The 16,539-nt window shown below is 57.0% G+C and carries 13 protein-coding genes; 5 read left to right on the top strand and 8 right to left on the bottom strand.

Features of this window, described 5'->3' with window-relative positions; genetic code table 11:
• Positions 1-93 precede the first annotated feature (93 nt).
• The gene (locus tag AQ996_RS08890) at positions 94-1,401 is read left to right on the top strand and encodes an FAD-dependent oxidoreductase (RefSeq protein ID WP_262348763.1); all 1,308 of its coding nucleotides are present in this window, start codon (positions 94-96) and stop codon (positions 1,399-1,401) included.
• A 222-nt stretch (positions 1,402-1,623) separates the two neighbouring features.
• Positions 1,624-4,878 carry an ABC transporter ATP-binding protein/permease gene (locus tag AQ996_RS08885; protein ID WP_055252533.1) on the top strand — a complete coding sequence of 1,085 codons (3,255 nt, stop codon included), beginning with the start codon at positions 1,624-1,626 and terminating at the stop codon, positions 4,876-4,878.
• 73 nt (positions 4,879-4,951) lie between these two features.
• Here the strand turns inward: AQ996_RS08885 and AQ996_RS08880 are convergent, their stop codons facing one another.
• The gene (locus AQ996_RS08880) at positions 4,952-6,085 is read right to left on the bottom strand and encodes a hypothetical protein (protein ID WP_055252532.1); all 1,134 of its coding nucleotides are present in this window, start codon (positions 6,083-6,085) and stop codon (positions 4,952-4,954) included.
• Between the two features lie 250 nt (positions 6,086-6,335).
• Between AQ996_RS08880 and AQ996_RS08875 the strand changes: the two genes are divergently transcribed.
• Entirely contained in the window at positions 6,336-7,289 is a 954-nt protein-coding gene (locus AQ996_RS08875; protein ID WP_055252531.1) for a tRNA dihydrouridine synthase, read from the top strand.
• 131 nt (positions 7,290-7,420) lie between these two features.
• On the opposite strand, the gene AQ996_RS08870 is transcribed toward AQ996_RS08875, so the two are convergent.
• The 5 genes from AQ996_RS08870 to AQ996_RS09970 form a co-directional block, all read right to left on the bottom strand.
• Positions 7,421-7,687, bottom strand: a complete 267-nt coding sequence (locus AQ996_RS08870; protein ID WP_055252530.1) for a ribbon-helix-helix protein, CopG family — start codon at positions 7,685-7,687, stop codon at positions 7,421-7,423.
• Positions 7,688-7,695: 8 nt separating this feature from the next.
• Complete coding sequence (locus AQ996_RS08865; protein WP_055252529.1) at positions 7,696-7,962, bottom strand: hypothetical protein; 267 nt, start codon at positions 7,960-7,962, stop codon at positions 7,696-7,698.
• Positions 7,963-8,019: 57 nt separating this feature from the next.
• On the bottom strand, positions 8,020-9,306 hold the full coding sequence (locus tag AQ996_RS08860) for a DUF1016 N-terminal domain-containing protein (RefSeq protein ID WP_055252528.1): 1,287 nt from the start codon (positions 9,304-9,306) through the stop codon (positions 8,020-8,022).
• 285 nt (positions 9,307-9,591) lie between these two features.
• On the bottom strand, positions 9,592-9,837 hold the full coding sequence (locus tag AQ996_RS08855; RefSeq protein WP_055252527.1) for a glutaredoxin family protein: 246 nt from the start codon (positions 9,835-9,837) through the stop codon (positions 9,592-9,594).
• Between the two features lie 52 nt (positions 9,838-9,889).
• The gene (locus AQ996_RS09970) at positions 9,890-10,717 is read right to left on the bottom strand and encodes a TipAS antibiotic-recognition domain-containing protein (RefSeq protein WP_070097165.1); all 828 of its coding nucleotides are present in this window, start codon (positions 10,715-10,717) and stop codon (positions 9,890-9,892) included.
• Between the two features lie 142 nt (positions 10,718-10,859).
• Between AQ996_RS09970 and AQ996_RS08845 the strand changes: the two genes are divergently transcribed.
• Complete coding sequence (locus tag AQ996_RS08845; RefSeq protein ID WP_055252535.1) at positions 10,860-11,597, top strand: tRNA (N6-threonylcarbamoyladenosine(37)-N6)-methyltransferase TrmO; 738 nt, start codon at positions 10,860-10,862, stop codon at positions 11,595-11,597.
• Between the two features lie 112 nt (positions 11,598-11,709).
• Complete coding sequence (locus AQ996_RS08840) at positions 11,710-12,921, top strand: MalY/PatB family protein (protein WP_055252526.1); 1,212 nt, start codon at positions 11,710-11,712, stop codon at positions 12,919-12,921.
• Positions 12,922-13,017: 96 nt separating this feature from the next.
• Here AQ996_RS08840 and AQ996_RS08835 read toward each other — a convergent pair whose 3' ends face one another.
• Positions 13,018-13,497: a pyridoxamine 5'-phosphate oxidase family protein gene (locus AQ996_RS08835; protein WP_055252525.1), complete on the bottom strand. Its 480-nt coding sequence runs from the start codon at positions 13,495-13,497 to the stop codon at positions 13,018-13,020.
• 41 nt (positions 13,498-13,538) lie between these two features.
• The gene (locus AQ996_RS08830; RefSeq protein WP_055252524.1) at positions 13,539-16,343 is read right to left on the bottom strand and encodes an ATP-binding protein; all 2,805 of its coding nucleotides are present in this window, start codon (positions 16,341-16,343) and stop codon (positions 13,539-13,541) included.
• Positions 16,344-16,539: the final 196 nt, after the last annotated feature.

The raw sequence follows: 16,539 nt of genomic DNA, 5'->3' as shown, positions 1-16,539 counted from the left end.
CGTCGGCGTCCATGGTTCCTCCTTCAACGTTAATGAAGGATAGCCCGTCGCGGTGACATCGGATTTATGTCACTCCTGGTCTAACAGAGCCAAATCTTTAGCCTACGCACCGTTGAGGACACGCTGCGTATTCACAGCTATGTTCGAGAGCGGCGACCGAGCAGTGCCGTCGTGATCGGCGGCGGCTTCATTGGCGTCGAGACGGCGGAGAATCTGTGCGAGCTGGGGCTCCAGGTGACCCTTCTGCAGCGTCCCGTCCAGCTTATGAACAACCTGGATTACGACATGGCGACCCTTTTGCATACCGAGGTGCGTGAGCACGGTATCGATCTGCGCCTCAAGGCCGATGTGACAGGTTTTGAGGAAGTTGATGGCCGCGTTGTCACCCATGTTGCGGGCGATGACCCTATCGGAGCCGATATGGTGCTGCTTGCCATTGGCGTGGCACCTGAGAGCCATCTGGCGCAAGAGGCGGGGCTCGAACTGGGCATCAAGGGGGCTATTGTGGTCAACGACCGCATGGAGACCTCTGCTGCCGACGTGTATGCCGTGGGCGATGCCGTGCAGGTCACGCATCAGGTGACCGGCGAGGACGCGGTCATTTCGCTCGCCGGCCCCGCCAACAAGCAGGGGCGTGTCGTCGCCGATGTCATAGCCGGCATGGACAGCTGCTACCTCGGATCGTTGGGCTCATCGGTTATCAAGGTATTCGACTTGACGGCGGCAAGCACGGGACTATCCGAAAAGGCGGCACACGCGGCGGGAATTGACTGCGACAGCGTGGTCCTGTCGCCCGGTTCGCATGCGGGTTATTATCCGGGTGCAACGCCCATGACCATGAAGGTTGTCTTCGAGAAGCAGGGATTGCGCCTGCTGGGTGCGCAAATCGTGGGCATCGATGGTGTGGACAAGCGTATCGACGTTCTGGCGACTGCCATCCAGGCAGGCATGCGCGGCGATAGGCTTAAGGATTTGGACCTAGCATACGCGCCGCCGTATTCATCGGCGAAGGATCCCGTCAATATGGCGGGCTTTATGATCGAGAACCTCAATCGCGGCATACTGGCGCAGTGGCATTGGGAGGATGAGCCCAACTTGCCACGCGATGGCAGCGTGCAGCTGCTCGATGTTCGTACGGAAGGGGAGTATGAGCGCGGGCATATCGATGGTTTCGTAAACATTCCCGTCGATGATCTGCGCAATCGCCTGAGCGAGCTCGACCGGGCCAAGCCGGTCTACGTGATTTGCCAGAGCGGCATTCGCAGCTACATTGCTTGCCGCATTTTGGCGCAGCATGGCTTTGAGTGCTTTAACTTCTCGGGCGGCTATCGCTTCTTTGCAGCCGTGACTGAGGCTCGCCGCGGCAGCGCTAACGTTATGCCGTGCGGGCTCGAAAAGTAGCGCGCATTGGAATGTGACAAAGTGACAGCCTCTTTGTCGCATCGGGGATGTTATATGCGGGATGGTGCGCCACGCGGCGTGCCATCCCGTTCGTTTTTTTGGCGCGGTTCGTTACATTCCTCACTGGTACCGGCCAAAAATGAGGATAGAGTAGGACAAACGCGTCGAATGCGAACGGCGGGGGAGCGGGCGAGCGCGCCCGCGCGAGAGAGGTTGCCGTCCATGCTGGATCTCAGAGATATTTGCAAAAGGTACGTTACGCAGTCGTTTACGCAGGTAGCGCTCGACAGCGTAAGCCTGTCTTTTCGCGATAACGAGTTTGTAGCCATCCTGGGTCCCTCGGGTTCGGGTAAAACTACGATGCTCAACGTCATTGGTGGACTCGACCATTTCGATTCTGGCGATCTGCTGATCGATGGCATCTCGACCAAGGACTTCAGCGACCGCGATTGGGACGCCTATCGTAACAATCGCATCGGCTTTGTGTTCCAGAGCTATAACCTCATTCCGCATCAGACCATTTTGGAAAACGTGGAGCTGGCGCTTACGCTCACGGGCGTGGGGCGTGCCGAGCGCCGCCAGCGTGCGCGCAAGGCGCTCGAGGCAGTTGGCCTGGGCGAGCACGTTGACAAGCGCCCGAGCCAGCTTTCGGGCGGGCAGATGCAGCGCGTCGCCATCGCCCGCGCCTTAATCAACGATCCCGAGATTGTGCTGGCTGACGAGCCGACCGGCGCCTTGGACTCAACGACATCCGTACAGGTCATGGATTTGCTCAAGGATGTTGCGCGCGATCGTTTGGTCATCATGGTCACGCACAATCCCGAGTTGGCATACAGGTACGCCACGCGCATCGTCACCCTGGCGGACGGCAAGATCACCGACGATTCAGATCCCTTTGATGCTACCGAGGCCGCGCGTCGCGAGGCCAAGCCCACGCGCAAAACCTCGATGAGCTTTGTGACGGCGCTGGGGCTTTCTGCCCGAAACCTCATGACCAAGAAGGGCCGTACGGCCATGACTGCCTTTGCAGGTTCGATTGGCATTATTGGCATCGCAGCGATTCTGGCGCTGTCCAACGGCGTAAACGGCTACATCAAAAAGGTCGAGGAGGACACGCTCTCGAGCTACCCGCTTACGATTTCCAAGCAGGATTACGACCTGTCGTCCATGATGGGCGGGAATGGGACTGCGGATGAGGAGGCGTTCAAGGGCGAGGACTCGTCCGATGACGCTACCGGTGGCAAAGCTAAGGGAACCGACAAGATCCCTGTGGTCACAGCCGTAAAGGACATGTTTGCGAGCGTTAAATCTAACGATATGACGAGCTTTAAGGCATGGCTCGATGCCGGTGGCGACGGTATCAATAAAGAGGTCAATGCTATCCAGTACGGCTATGGCGTGACGCCGGTTGTCTATCGTGCGGGCAAGGGCGATGAGAAGCCTGTCCGGCTGGTGCCCAACGCTATGACCGAGGCCATGAGCGGCGGCGCAAGTTCGGCGGCAACGGTGAGCATGGAATCCATGGGAACCTCGGTCTTTAACGAGATGATCGACGACCAGAGCCTGCTCGACAGCCAGTACGATGTCGTCGCCGGCCATTGGCCTACGTCTGCTAACGAAGCCGTAATGGTGCTTTCGAGCCGCGGCACGGTGGGCGACTACACGCTCTACAGCATCGGTGCGCTGGATATCGATGAGCTCAACGATCTGGTAAACAGCGCCATGACGGCCGACGGCAAGGTAGAGACGCCCAAGACCGGCAGCGACTTTACCTACGACGACGCGCTGTCCACGGCGTTTAAAGTGTTGTCGCCGGCCGATGCCTATCGCAAAAACGAAGAGACCGGCATGTGGACCGACATGTCTGGCGATGCCGACTTTATGACGGCCAAAGTTGCCGACGGTATTGATGTGCACATTGTGGGCGTGGTGCGACCGAACGAGACCGCCAACGCGAGCGCGTTGTCTCCGGGCATTGCCTATACGCATGCGCTGACTCGCCAGCTTATGGAACGCGCCGCCAATTCGCAGATCGTGCAGGAGCAGCTTGCCCACCCCGAGACGGATGTCTTTACGGGCAAAACCTTTGACGAGTTGCAAGGTGAGGCCAAGCAAGGCGTGGATCTGGGCAGTATGTTCAGTGTGGACGAGGCGGCGCTGAAGAGCGCGTTCTCGTTCGATGCATCTGCGCTCTCGGGCGCGGCGGGCGGTGTCGACCTTTCTGGTATCGATTTGTCCGGGCTGAACATTGACCTTTCGGGCGTTGGTAAGGACATCGACTTTAGTGACATCATGGCCAAAGCGCCGGCCCCCGATTTCTCGGGTATCTTTGACGGTCTGGAACTTGCGCCCGAGCAAATGAAGCAGGTGGGAACACTAGCCAACCAGCTGTTTGAGGGCTTTTTGCGGTCTGATCAGTTTAAGGAGCTGACACCCGATGATCTTAAGGACGCGTCAAAGCTTGCCGCCGCGTTCTCGACGTATCTTGAGAACGATACGGCAGCTCAGCAAATCCTGGCCCAGCTCAAAGCGCTCGGCGGCGATGCCCTGGCCGAGCGCCTGCGGCAGGCGATGACCGACTATGTGCAAAAGCAACTGGCTCCGTATCTGCAGCAGGCTATGGATCAGGTGATGAAGGCAATCAGCGAGCAAATAGCGTCGACGGTATCGTCCCAGCTCAAGGCGGGCGCGGCAGGGCTCATGGACCAGATGGCGACGCAGATGTCTTCGAGTTTTGCCAACCTGGCGAGCGCCATGCACGTGGATGCGAGTGCCTTTGCTCATGCTATCCACTTCAACATGGACGCCGAGGACCTGAGTTCGCTCATGATGAGCTATGCCAAGGCGTCGAAGCTCACCTACGATAACAATCTGACCACGCTGGGCTATGCGGATGAGGCAGACCCCATCTCGGTTAAGATTTTCCCGCGCGACTTTGAGGCCAAGGAGCGCGTGCTCGATCACATCGATGCGTACAACAAGCAGGTCAAAGCTGCCGGCCACGATGAACAGGCAATCTCGTACACCGACTACATGGGTATCATCATGGGTTCGGTGACCGACATCGTGAACACCATCAGCTTGGTGCTCATCGCATTCGTGAGCATCAGCCTGGTCGTGAGCTCCATCATGATCGGCATCATCACCTACATCAGCGTACTGGAGCGCAAAAAGGAGATTGGCATCCTGCGCGCGATCGGCGCGTCAAAGCGCAACGTGGCCAACGTATTTAATGCCGAGACCTTTATCGAAGGCCTCATTGCCGGCGTCTTTGCCATTGTCGTCGTGGTGGCCGTGAGTTTTCCGGTTAATGCCTGGGCACTTGCCGCCAAGCAGGTCCCCAATCTGATGAGTCTGCCCGCGCAGGATGCGCTGATGCTCATTGTGATTTCGGTGTTGCTGACGGTCGTTGCCGGCCTGCTGCCGGCCCGCAGCGCATCCAAGAAAGACCCTGTGGAAGCCCTACGCTCCGAATAATGTGACAAAGGGACTGCCCCTTTGTCACATTGGATGAAAAGGCGCGGGAAGGGGTGGCCCCTTCCCGCGCCTTCTAGTTTATTTTGCCCATCAGCGTAATACGGACGCTTGGATGGGTGTACTCGTCAAACTCGTCCTCGGGATCCGTATCAAACGAGTAATACGTTTTGATGAGGTCGTCACTCGTCCTGATAGAGATTCTCTCGTAGAGTGAGCCGTTCAAAAATGCCTGCCTAAACTCTTCGGGGAGTTTCTGCGGTGCCAAGAGCTCGGGGCTCACCGTCTTGACGTCAACGGTTTGAACGGCAGAGGAAAGCTCGTCAAGCTCGCGTTCGATGTGGGCAAGGTTATCCTCGAGGCTCGCGCTGGGGTCGACCTCTGCCGCGTAGCTCACTTCCTTGAGCGTCCCCTTGTTGTCAAAGTCCAGATACGTATAGGTCTTCTGGGCGTCGGAGTCGCCTTCGTGCAGATAGCCGCGGACATGATAGCCGTAATCTTGATATCGCTCGTAGGGGTCATCGGCGGACACGTACTCGCATGCGGGCTCTAATGCCTTGCGGGCGATGGCGATCTGCTCGGCCGCGGCCGCGGCGTTCTGTTGCATCTCGATGTTTCCCTGCGCCAGCTGCGGGATATAGGCACCGCACACGATTGCGAGGGGCAGTGCCACAAGCGCGACGATCCACTTTTTTGCACGGGGGATAGGCACGCCACAGGCCTCTGACATGGCTTTTGCGTTGGCAAAGCTTTCGGCAAGCACGTCTGCCGCGGTGGCGACGGCGCCTACGGCAGCGGCGACTTCTGCCGCGCCGCCCAGGTTGCGTGCGGTCTCGTTGTCGCTGTTCTTGAGCAGGCGCGCGGCGGCCTGCGTACCGATAACACCTGCGATTTGTGCCGAGTGGTCTTTCTCAGCCTGCTCGACGACGAGTCGGTGCTGCATTTCTTTCCACTGCTTGCCGCGCATGCCAAAGCGCGGCGCGAGCGCGCAGTAGCAGAAGATGGCGAGCTCGACGACGGTGAGCGCCAAGGCGGTCATCATGCCCGTCTCCTGGAAGCTTTCATGATGGAAGACGATATCGTCAATCATTTCGAAGGGAATGATCAAAAAAGGCAGCACAAACGCCATGGCAAGCGCTGTGCCGGCAATCTTGGGATAGATGCAGTATCGCTGGATGCGCTTACGTTCTTGTTCGGTGAGCTGCTGCATAGGGTCCTCGACTCTCATCGTTTTTCGGGGGCGAAGCGCACACGCTCTTGAGTATAAATGAGTAGAGGGTGTGCGCTGTTCAAACATAGTGATCAACAGCGTGTTATTGGCAATCGTTGCGCAGCGACTGCTGGAGGGGTAGTTAACGCCATGTAACCGCCTCCGCCTTGTGGGTGGCCTCAAGGACAAGGCATAATGCATGTGACAAAGGGACAGTCCCTTTGTCACATTGATTTGAGAATGGATGTTGATGTATTTATCGCTGGCCCCTATGGAGGGGATTACCGGGCATGTGTTCCGTCGCGTGCATGCGGAGTGCTTCGGTGCGCTCGATTGTTATTACACGCCGTTTTTGCCGCCGCCGCGGGTGGGAAACCGCTTTGGCGGCAAGGCGTTTAAGGAGATTGATCCTGCCAATAACCAGGGGCTCAACGTAGTGCCTCAGCTGATGTCCAAGAATGCGGACGAGTTTGTATGGGCGGCACAGGTGCTCGCCGACATGGGCTACCGCGAGGTCAATCTCAACCTGGGTTGTCCCTCGGGAACGGTTGTTGCCAAGGGCAAGGGCTCGGGTTTCTTGCGTAATCTCGACGAGCTCGAGGCATTCTTGGGCGATGTGTGCGAGCGCTCGCCGTTGCCGGTATCGGTAAAAACCAGGCTGGGGTTGGAACGCGATGACGAGTATGAGCGTGTGCTCGATCTGTATTGCCGCATGCCGCTGGCAGAGCTGATCGTGCATCCGCGCGTGCAAAAGGACCGCTATACGGGCTCGCCGCGCAAGGAGTTTTACGGCGAGACGCTGGAACGGGCGCCGTTCCCCGTGGCCTATAACGGCGACATCTTTGATCTTGAGGACATGGATGCACTGGTGAAGGCCTATCCCGGAACACGCCACGTAATGTTGGGGCGCGGCTTGCTTGCGAATCCCGCGCTGGCTCGCATGGTTAAGGGCGACCCTGCCGCTACCGCCGCTGAGCTGCAACGCTTCCATGACATGCTGTTTGCGGCCTATGCGGACGAGATTGGGGGCAACGCGGTCTTTCGCATGAAGGAGTGGTGGTTCTACGCCAAATGCGCCTTCGCCGATCCCGCGACCGTTCACAAACTCGTACGCAAGACCAAAAAGGTCGATGAATACCGTGCCGCTGTCGACCGTGTCTTTCGCGAGCAGCAGCTTGCGCCCATCGCCCGCTTTTGTGGCTAAATGATCCCTTGGGGACGGAGAAGAACGGATCGCCTGTGCCGGACCCATGCAAAAAACTGTACGCCAGCATCCAAGGATGTCGAAAAATATCGTTTTTGGATGCTGACGTACATGTTTGGTTCGGCAGGGGACTAGGCAATCATTGCATCGAGTGTAATGAGTTCCCTGAGTCGCTCCGTGCGCGTTTGCCCATGGCGCTTTGCCTTTGCGTCAAATGCTTCAAGAACCGATTCGCCCACACGTGCCGATAAAACAACGCTTGGTTCATCGGAAATCGGCGGCCTTCCCAACTTGACGGTGTGGCCCTTCGGCCACTCATCTTTTTCGTATGCCGCTGCGGCTTTTTCTAGCTCACCGGGAGCAAACCCCATCATCTTTTCGAGCTGTTTAGCGTCCATAGCGCCTCCTATCGATCGATTCCGATTTCCCTGAGCACCTTGCGCGTAGGAGGGACAAGGGCGTGGTAAATGATGTAACCATCTCGGTCGGGGCAACATCGAGCAATGAGCTCCATGAGGCGGTTTTTTCCATCAAGTCCAACGAGAACGTAATCGATGCCTCCATTTTCAAGATCACGCCTAAACCATGCGAAAGCGGAGTTCCAAGCGCAGGTAATATCCGTCTCTGTCAGCCCATGTTTGAGGGCATGGGGGTGGATTGCGATGAGCTCCATAGGGACCTCTCTTTATGTATACAGTTTTGTAGACAAAAATACAAGCAGTTAATATGGTTAAGCAGCCTGCTTTGGTTGGACTGTTGGTTGCATAGTTGGCACGAGAGGCTCTACCGCTTCTTCATTTCTTAGTTCGGTATGCGAGCGGCCGTTGAACTCCCAGAGGGGAGTGTTCTCATAGATTATCGAGAGGAGTTTGGAGACCTTGTTTATCTTCGCTTGTTCATAAAAATTGGGCCGTACGACGATCAATAGAAATTCGGCATCTTCGTTAATTTGTTGCACTGTCGGCATGCCGTTGAGACCAATAGAGCGCAAGAGCTTTGCCATAATGAAATCGAATTCGTCCTCTCTTGCGTGAAGGCTCGCGGCACTCAGCTTGGAATCCTTCAAGATATCCAGTTTGAGATTGTTAACAAACCGTGTGTAGGTGGCATATCCGCAGACAACGTCCTCATAATCGAGTTTTTTGATTGGATGCTGTTTATGAGCAGCGAATATGGCCGCCCTCCTGCTCTGAACACGTCGCTCGCGTAACGAACGCATTTCCTCGGTGTACTCGCTATGGCGTTTATATTTTCGATAAGAATATCCGTAGTCGTCGTAGTAATAAGGGTTGTTTTCGACTGTGTCATCAAGTTCCGGCGTTATGAGGTACAGCTCTCCGTCTCTGGATAACATACAGGGGTTGTCGATGCGCCCCGACTCGTCTCTGATTTTCCAAATGGTTTCATTTACTTCGAATATCGAGACTGGTTTGGGAGCGCAAGAATTGTAAAGCTCAACAAACTTCTCAAGCGAGATGATTCCGCAAGCATCTGTATAAGCGCGTGCAAAGCGCCAAACTTCCTGGTTCGCTATGAGCTCGCGGAATTCCCTGTTGCTTGGAGCATCTTGTGGGCTTTGGTATCTGGCGTGAAGCGCGACGCGTGATGAGGACCATCTGTTGTCGGCCGCGACGTTCATGAGCTCCAGACGCAGGTACTCGTTTGTAATGCGAGCGAGTGACTCATAGTGAGTTAGGCCAAGCTCTGATCTAGGTGGCACGTCTTTGGGAACGGCGCGAGCGAACTTAATGCAGCGTGTGAGATAGGATTGTCCTAAGCGGGGACCATAATGCTTGTGTAGACGGCCGCCGACAGGGGAGAGCAATCCTTTGAGGTTGGTAACGGGGTATCCGGCGGTCTCTTGTTCGAGGCGGCGCCCGATGAGCAATGCCCCCTCAAGCGAAGTTTCATGATCGATACCCTTTTGATTAAGGCTCTTGGCTTCAACGATTCCGCTGATATCTGAGCAGGCGCTCGAAACGATGTCGGACGTAAAGGTTGGAATCTTTTTTGCCATAACGATGCACTCCTGTGTGACTCACGGATAACGGAAACGTTTGGTTGTGAGTGCCGTTCTTTGATGGCGACGGCGAACAGGAGCGCAGCCTGTCTGAGATGGGCGAGTGCGGTAACCACCGATCTTACTTACCGAGCTCGCTCCAGCGTGTCATTGGGGACCTCCGCAGGAGCTCTCGACTCGTCTCATGCCTTGAGGCGAGTATAGCATAAAAGCAAACGTATGTTCTATAAATTTGAGAAGCTGAATTCCTACCTACTCATTTAAGTACGTCCCCAATGAGTGCTAGAGGAGGTTTTTCTGTGCCCAGGTGATGATGTCGCTCGACTCGTAGAGTGGCTTGCCGTCGATGAACAGACAGGGAACCTGGCGCTTTCCGCCGACGGCGATGAGCGTCTGCTCGGCATCGGAATCGGTCGAGATATTGCGCTCGGGAATGGTCACGTCGTTATCGGCCAAAAAGCGCTTGACCTTTATGCAATACGGGCAGCCAGTCATAACGTAGAGCACGAGTTCATGATCAGTAGCCATGGTGTCTCCAATCGGTTGAGGTTTCGATTGAAATACCCAAAGCCGCTGCGGTCTATGCGTGAGCCGACGACGACTCGATCGTCTGGACTAGAAACGCCGTGGCGCCGGTGCCGCAGGGCTTGTCGTAGTAGTCAACAAAGCGCTGGTCGGCAAGATAGCCGTGGGCGAGGCCCAAGTACGCCTCGTCTTGGGGCTCGCATCCCCAGTTGAGAGCAATCCAGCGACGATGCATCGCGACAAGCTTGCGAGCCTCGCTTCCATCCGGTTCGCCGTCGCTCATGGCAATCGAGAGCTGGCCCAGAATAGCGCGTTCAAGTTCCTTCATGTCGTTCCATGTCTGAGGATCCATATCCAGTAACGTTTCGTTTGCTGCATCGATAGCCTCATCGCCATAGCGCGCCCGCGCTTCGGCACCGTAGCGCTCCTCGTTTTCTTGCACGGCGCGCCAGCGTTCCAGTTGCGGCAGCACGGCGCCCATGAGCGAGACAGCTTCGTCGAGCGACATACCGGTGTTTTGTGCCAGGCGCGGGGCACAATCCTCGATCATTGCCTCCATCGAAGTGTCGTAGGTGTACTTGCCGTGGTCGTAGCACCACTTGCAGTAATGATCGGTCGCGGTGCCCGCAGCATCGGTGCCGCAGTCGTCGGGTGTGAGTATCATGCCGCAGCTCTGACAATAGTACTCGGGCATTTCGAGCAGATGAGACAGTGGCTCGCCGGTCACGGCGGCAATGAGCTTCATCATGTCGATGCCCGGTGTGACCTCGCCGCGCTCCCAACGACTGACGGCTTGGCGTGTGACGAAGAGCCTGGCGGCGAGCTGCTCCTGAGTTAGGTGATAGGCGCGACGGACAGCAATGAGCTTTTCTGCGAAGGCCATAGCGGCTCCTTTCTGCTGGTTGATGGCTTTAAGCATACACGGCGGCAGACGCCCTTCCAAGCAACCGTTGGTTGCACGACGGGGGACCGCGACAAAGAATTGCGCACGACGCCTCACACCTTCATGCCGTACAATGACCGGCATGGAACCGATTGCACACATACATACCGATCTGCCGCAGAAGTTCGGCATCCCGCGCAACAGCTTTTTGGCGCCCCATCTGCAGGGGCGCATCATCTTTGAGCCGGAATTTGCCTCCAATGCAGCGGTTGAGGGCCTGGACTCTTTCTCTCACCTATGGCTGCTGTGGCGTTTTGAAAACGGAACGCCCGGCGGCACGGCGGAAGACATCGCCGTCGATGCCAAAACGCAGGACAGGTCCGGTGCCAACGCCAAGTGGTCGAAGACCGTGCGTCCGCCGCGTCTGGGCGGAGCCGAGCGCGTGGGCGTGTTTGCCACGCGCAGTCCGTTTCGCCCCAATCCCATCGGCCTCACCTGCGTCAAGCTCGACCGTGTTGAGCTTACCGACGATGGTCCCATCATCCATGTGCTGGGGGCCGATCTGCGCGACGGCACGCCCATCTATGACATTAAGCCCTACATTCCGTTTGCCGACTGTCACCCGGATGCGACGGGCGGCTGGATCGAGGATGCGCCGTGGCAAGAGCTCGACGTCGAGTTTCCGCAGGCGCTGCAGGATATGGTCCCGCCTACAAAGCTTTCTGGCTTGGTTGAGGTTCTTCGCCAAGATCCGCGCCGCGCGGGTAGCAAGCACGAGCCAAACCGTGTTTATCACTTGGCATATGCCGGACTCGACGTGTCTTTTGCCGTTGACGGAACCAGGCTGACGGTAACCGCTATCAACGACGCGCAAGACTAACCAGCCATTCGTCCGCACCCGTCAAATTAAGCGCCAAACCCCATGTCAAAACCGCCCACGCTGGTGGACAATAACGCCTATCGAAACAGTCATCTTTGCACGGGAGCCCAGCATGAAATACGACTTTAGCTCGCTTATCGACCGCCACGGCATGGATGCCATCGCCGTTGACTCCTGGGGCGAGATCCCCGGTATGGCTCCGAACGCACCCGACGAGGGCTTCGACTGCATTCCCATGTGGGTGGCGGACATGAACTTCGCCACGGTGCCCACGGTCCAGGAGTACATCATTCAGCGTGCCCAGCACCCCATGTTCGGCTATTTCGATCCGCGCGACGAGTACTTCGAGCGCATCATCGAATGGCAGACCCGCCGTAATGGCGTCGAAGGCCTGCTCCCGGAGCATATCGGCTACGAGAACGGTGTCCTGGGCGGTGTCGTGTCGACCCTGCGCGCGTATGTCCAGCCGGGCGATGCGGTGCTGGTCCATAGCCCTACCTACATCGGCTTTACCAAGTCCATCGAAGCCGCGGGCTATCGCATTGTCCACAGCCCGCTTAAGCTCGACGACCAGGGCGTGTGGCGCATGGATTTTGAGGACATGGAGCGCAAGCTCGCCCAAAACCATATCCATGCCGCGGTGTTCTGCTCGCCGCACAATCCCTGCGGCCGCGTATGGGAGCGCGACGAGATCGAGCGCGCCATGGACATCTATCGCCAGCATGATTGCGTGGTGGTCTCGGACGAGATTTGGTCCGATATCATCCTGCCGGGTCACAAGCATATCCCGACGCAGTCGGTGAGCGAGGATGCCCGCATGCGCACGGTTGCCCTCTACGCGCCCAGCAAGACGTTCAACCTGGCGGGCCTGGTCGGCAGCTACCACATCATCTATAACGAGACGCTGCGCGACCGCGTGTGCGCCGTGTCCAACAAGACTCACTACAACGAGATGAACGTCCTTTCGATGCACGCGCTTATCGGCGCCTACCAGCCGCAGGGCTACGAGTGGGTCGATGAGCTCAATCAGGTCATCCAGGGCAACATTGACTACTTCTGCGATTACGTGGACGAGCATTTTGAGGGCGTGGGCTATTCGCGTCCGCAGGGCACGTACATGGTGTTTCTGGACTGCACCGAGTGGTGCCTCGAGCATGGCCGCGATATTCAGTGGCTGCTCGACGAGGGGGCGCGCGTGGGCGTGGGGTATCAGGACGGCCGCCCGTTCCACGGGCCCTGTCACATCCGCGTGAATCTGGCACTGCCGCTTTCGCGGGTAAAGGAGGCGTGTGAGCGCCTGGACCGCTACGTTTTTGGGGTATAGGGGGCGCTCGATTCGAGTGCTGCCCCATGTGCCCACGCCGTCAAAATGCGTGGGCACATGGGGTGCAGAGGGTAGCGAGCGCGTTTTCCGCATTCGCTACTTTTCATGAATCTGCTTTCCGCAAAGATGTTCAATCGAAATCTCGTAGAGTTGGACGCCCTTTATGTCTTTGGCGATCTCCTCCTCGACTTCTTCGGCAGAAGGGTAGTACTTAAGCGCGAGCTGACGGACTTTGTCCTCGATAAACGCGGGCGCTTCATCTACCAGGCGACAACGACCAAAGACAACGGTACTCATAACGTAGGGAGCCCAGTCGCCGTCCTTGTACCACTCGTTGCCGTAAACGGTAAAGCAGACTTTATCATCATGCTTGAGTGAATCGACCTTGTGGCCAGCCTTGGCGCCATGGAAATAAATCTTGTCGTGCTCGGCGTCAAAGAAGTAGTTGACGGGAATGGCATAGGGGTAGCCATCATCGCCGTTGACGGCAAAGACGCCGCGCTTGCAGGTAGCGAGCAGTTCGCGCGCTTTCTCGTCGGTGATGGCGCGTTTCTTTCGACGTAAGGGCCTAAACATCGTTGGCTTCCTTTCTACTACGCATGGTGGTTGAGCACAAACTATAGCGAAACAGCCCCGTTTTTCTTGATACAGGCGAGTATGTTTTTGAGCTTGCTAAAGTCGAGCGGTTTGGGCAGATGGGCGTTCATGCCGGCGTCGTGTGCCGCCTTGGCGTCTTCGGCAAAGGCGTTGGCGGTGAGCGCGATGATGGGGATGTCGGCCGCATCGGCCTTTTCGCTCAGGCGGATCGCCCGGGTTGCCTCGTAGCCGTCCATGCCCGGCATCATGATGTCCATCAGGATTGCATCGAAGCTGCCGGCGGGACGGCTAACGTATAGGTCGACTGTCTCGTTGCCGTCGGCGGCGCGAGTCACGACGATGCCTTCGCTTTCGAGCAGAGCTTGGGCAATCTCGGCATTGAGTTCGTTATCTTCTGCCAAAAGGACGTTCATGCCGGCGAGTGAGCAGCTGCTTACCTGCGTGTCTGCACATTCTTTTATCTGAGGGTTCTTGTCGATATCGAGCGGAATCCGGACGTCAAACGTACTCCCCACGCCAACCTCACTCGAAATCTCAATCGTGCCGCCCATCATATCGATGAGCGATTTGACGATAGACATGCCAATGCCGGTTCCTTGGAACTTGCTGCGCGCATCGTCGCCTTCCTGGGCAAACGGCTCGTAAATGTGTGCCAAAAACTCGGATGTCATACCAATGCCGGTATCCGAGACGCTAAAGCAAAACACGGCGTGCTCGTCGTCGACCGGCTTGATGGTCGATGAGAACGTGACGGTGCCTCCGTGCTTGTTGTACTTGATGCTGTTGTCGAGCAGGTTGACAAGGATCTGCCGAATATGGGTGGGGCTGCCGATCATATATTGGTCGACAGCGTAGGGCTCGCTGGTGTCGAGCATGATTATGCCGCGGTCCGATGCGCGGAGCTTGCACAGTACGAGCGCATTGTCGCACAGCTCTTTAAGGTTGAATGATTCGTGCTCGAGCGTCACTTTGCGCTCCTCGATCCTGCCCATCTCGAGGATGTCGTTAATCAGTGACAGCAGGTGATTGGCGGCAACGCGCGCCTTGGCGCGGCTTTCGCGGGCGACCTGCATGTCGCCTTCTCTCAATTCCTCAATTTCGATAAGGCCCAGGATGCCGTTGAGCGGCGTGCGGATGTCGTGGCTCATGCGCGTGAGGAAAGCGGTTTTGGCGGCGTTGGCGGCATCGGCTTTCTGCCGTTCCTCCTGTGCGCGGTAAAGCGACCAGACAAGGATGACGATGCCGGTGAGCAAAATGCAGATGACGACTGCCGCAATGACGATGCGGTTGCGGTAGAGAAGTCGGAACGCATCCGATTCTTGCGCCGAGTACGATGTGGGGAAATAGCTGTTTGCAGAGAGCGATTCACCTGCATTGACGATGCCCTTATTGATGATTCCCAGCAGCTCGGGCTTGCCGCGCGAAATTAAACACGATAGTTGTGCCGTGTTGGTGAGTTCCTGTGTTTCGAAATCCTCGATGTCGTAGATGTCGCGGAGAGTTTCCAGGCGCGTGCTGGGGACAATGATGCAACGTGCCTTCCCCTCATCGAGGGCTTTGAGCACCTCGCCGTCATTCGAATACTCGGTTACCGTTGCGTTCGGAAAGAGACTTTCGAGCTCAAAACGGTTAACGATTGTGCTCTTTGTACAAGCGATGTTCTTAAGGTCGCTGTTCAGGTTTTTGCCACTGTGAATGGCGGTCAGCGAAACCGTTCCCATCGAGTTTGACTGGATGACCCCTGTCTGCTCGGCGAGCCAGTAGTCGCGAAACAACGGCAGGGCGACATCGATGGTTCCGTTGGAAAGGGCTTTGATCATTTGCTTGTTGTTCGAGAGTGCGATTGTTTTGACCGTAATGTCAAACTTGTCGTGCAACGTCGTTGCAAGCGAGGCGAGCGACCCTTCCATCTCGCCGTCGTCATTTTGCGTACAGTAGGGAAGTTGGTTTTTAAGATAGCCGAGCGTGATGGTATTGCCGTTTTCTTTGAGCCAGGTGGTCTCGGTGCCGGTGAGCGATGACGAGCCACTGTTTTGGGTCGAGTAACTCGTTTTGACTTCCTCGTTATAGCGCGGGTTATCGCGGGCGATGGTCGTCATGGCGGCGTTGATGTCGTTCATCAGGTCAGGGCGGCTTTTGGGAACGGCAAAATAGTAGTCGCTCGAGCCTACGTAGAACATGGGTGACGCATCGGGCGACGAAATGGTGTCGTTCATGATGACGGCGTCGACCTCGCCGTCTGCAAGCGCCTCAAAGAGGGCGCTGCCGGTGTCGATTTCTTTATAGGTGCAGGTAACGTCTTCGTTGGCGAGCCACTGCTGGCCGACGATAGTTTGCATAACGCCAGAGTTGCAGCCGATGGTGAGGCCTTGGAGCGCCTGAGGGTCACCCTTGGCCAGATCGTCGCGGTCGGGCCTGGCGTAGATATAGTAGCGCTCGGTGCCCTCGGGATTTGAGGAAAAGAGCAGCTTCTGCTCGCGTTCTGCCGAATACGAGATGTTGGGCATGAGGTCGATTTCGCCCGCCTCGAGCATGTCCATAAGCTCGGAGAAGGTGCCGCTAACGTATTCGTATTGCCAGCCCTTTGTGTAATACGAGAGGGTCTGGAGGTACTCGTAGCCCCATCCCGAGAGGCGCTCGCCCGGCGTGCCTTCCTGGAAGCCTTTGTTGTTGACGAGCCAGCCAACGCGGACCGTCTTGACCTGGTGGTCGGAGTCGGCGGCAAAGGCGGGGGCAGGCATGACGGCGCTCAGTACGGTGAGTACGGCAACCGCAACGGCTAGGGTGCGATATAGAGCCAAACGAAGGATGGCGGAAGGTTTCACATGAAATCCTATCGAGTCGAGACAGTATCACATAAGGATACCAGCTCAACCTGCCCACTCAGCCACCGCACCGCTAAACGGTCAGGTAGTCATTGGGTGTTCCTATAGTTTTGTCAACCGTCGGGGCTACTCCCGGTAGGGCACCCGGTCGCGCATCACGGCGTATATCGCCCTGAGCCGCTTCCTCGCGACGGCC

Origin of the sequence: Collinsella aerofaciens, assembly GCF_001404695.1 — a bacterium.
Taxonomy (GTDB): domain Bacteria; phylum Actinomycetota; class Coriobacteriia; order Coriobacteriales; family Coriobacteriaceae; genus Collinsella; species Collinsella aerofaciens_E.
The sequence above is the reverse complement of the archived record's forward strand: the minus strand, read 5'-3'. Positions and strand labels throughout refer to the sequence as shown.

What these genes read in the sequence shown, in the direction of transcription:
- AQ996_RS08835 (WP_055252525.1), bottom strand. Translation starts at nt 13,497, where the DNA reads ATGTTTAGGCCCTTACGTCGAAAGAAACGCGCCATCACCGACGAGAAA.
- AQ996_RS08885 (WP_055252533.1), top strand. Translation starts at nt 1,624, where the DNA reads ATGCTGGATCTCAGAGATATTTGCAAAAGGTACGTTACGCAGTCGTTT.
- AQ996_RS08880 (WP_055252532.1), bottom strand. Translation starts at nt 6,085, where the DNA reads ATGCAGCAGCTCACCGAACAAGAACGTAAGCGCATCCAGCGATACTGC.
- AQ996_RS08865 (WP_055252529.1), bottom strand. Translation starts at nt 7,962, where the DNA reads ATGGAGCTCATCGCAATCCACCCCCATGCCCTCAAACATGGGCTGACA.
- AQ996_RS08875 (WP_055252531.1), top strand. Translation starts at nt 6,336, where the DNA reads ATGTATTTATCGCTGGCCCCTATGGAGGGGATTACCGGGCATGTGTTC.
- AQ996_RS08855 (WP_055252527.1), bottom strand. Translation starts at nt 9,837, where the DNA reads ATGGCTACTGATCATGAACTCGTGCTCTACGTTATGACTGGCTGCCCG.
- AQ996_RS08870 (WP_055252530.1), bottom strand. Translation starts at nt 7,687, where the DNA reads ATGGACGCTAAACAGCTCGAAAAGATGATGGGGTTTGCTCCCGGTGAG.
- AQ996_RS08840 (WP_055252526.1), top strand. Translation starts at nt 11,710, where the DNA reads ATGAAATACGACTTTAGCTCGCTTATCGACCGCCACGGCATGGATGCC.
- AQ996_RS08860 (WP_055252528.1), bottom strand. Translation starts at nt 9,306, where the DNA reads ATGGCAAAAAAGATTCCAACCTTTACGTCCGACATCGTTTCGAGCGCC.
- AQ996_RS08845 (WP_055252535.1), top strand. Translation starts at nt 10,860, where the DNA reads ATGGAACCGATTGCACACATACATACCGATCTGCCGCAGAAGTTCGGC.
- AQ996_RS09970 (WP_070097165.1), bottom strand. Translation starts at nt 10,717, where the DNA reads ATGGCCTTCGCAGAAAAGCTCATTGCTGTCCGTCGCGCCTATCACCTA.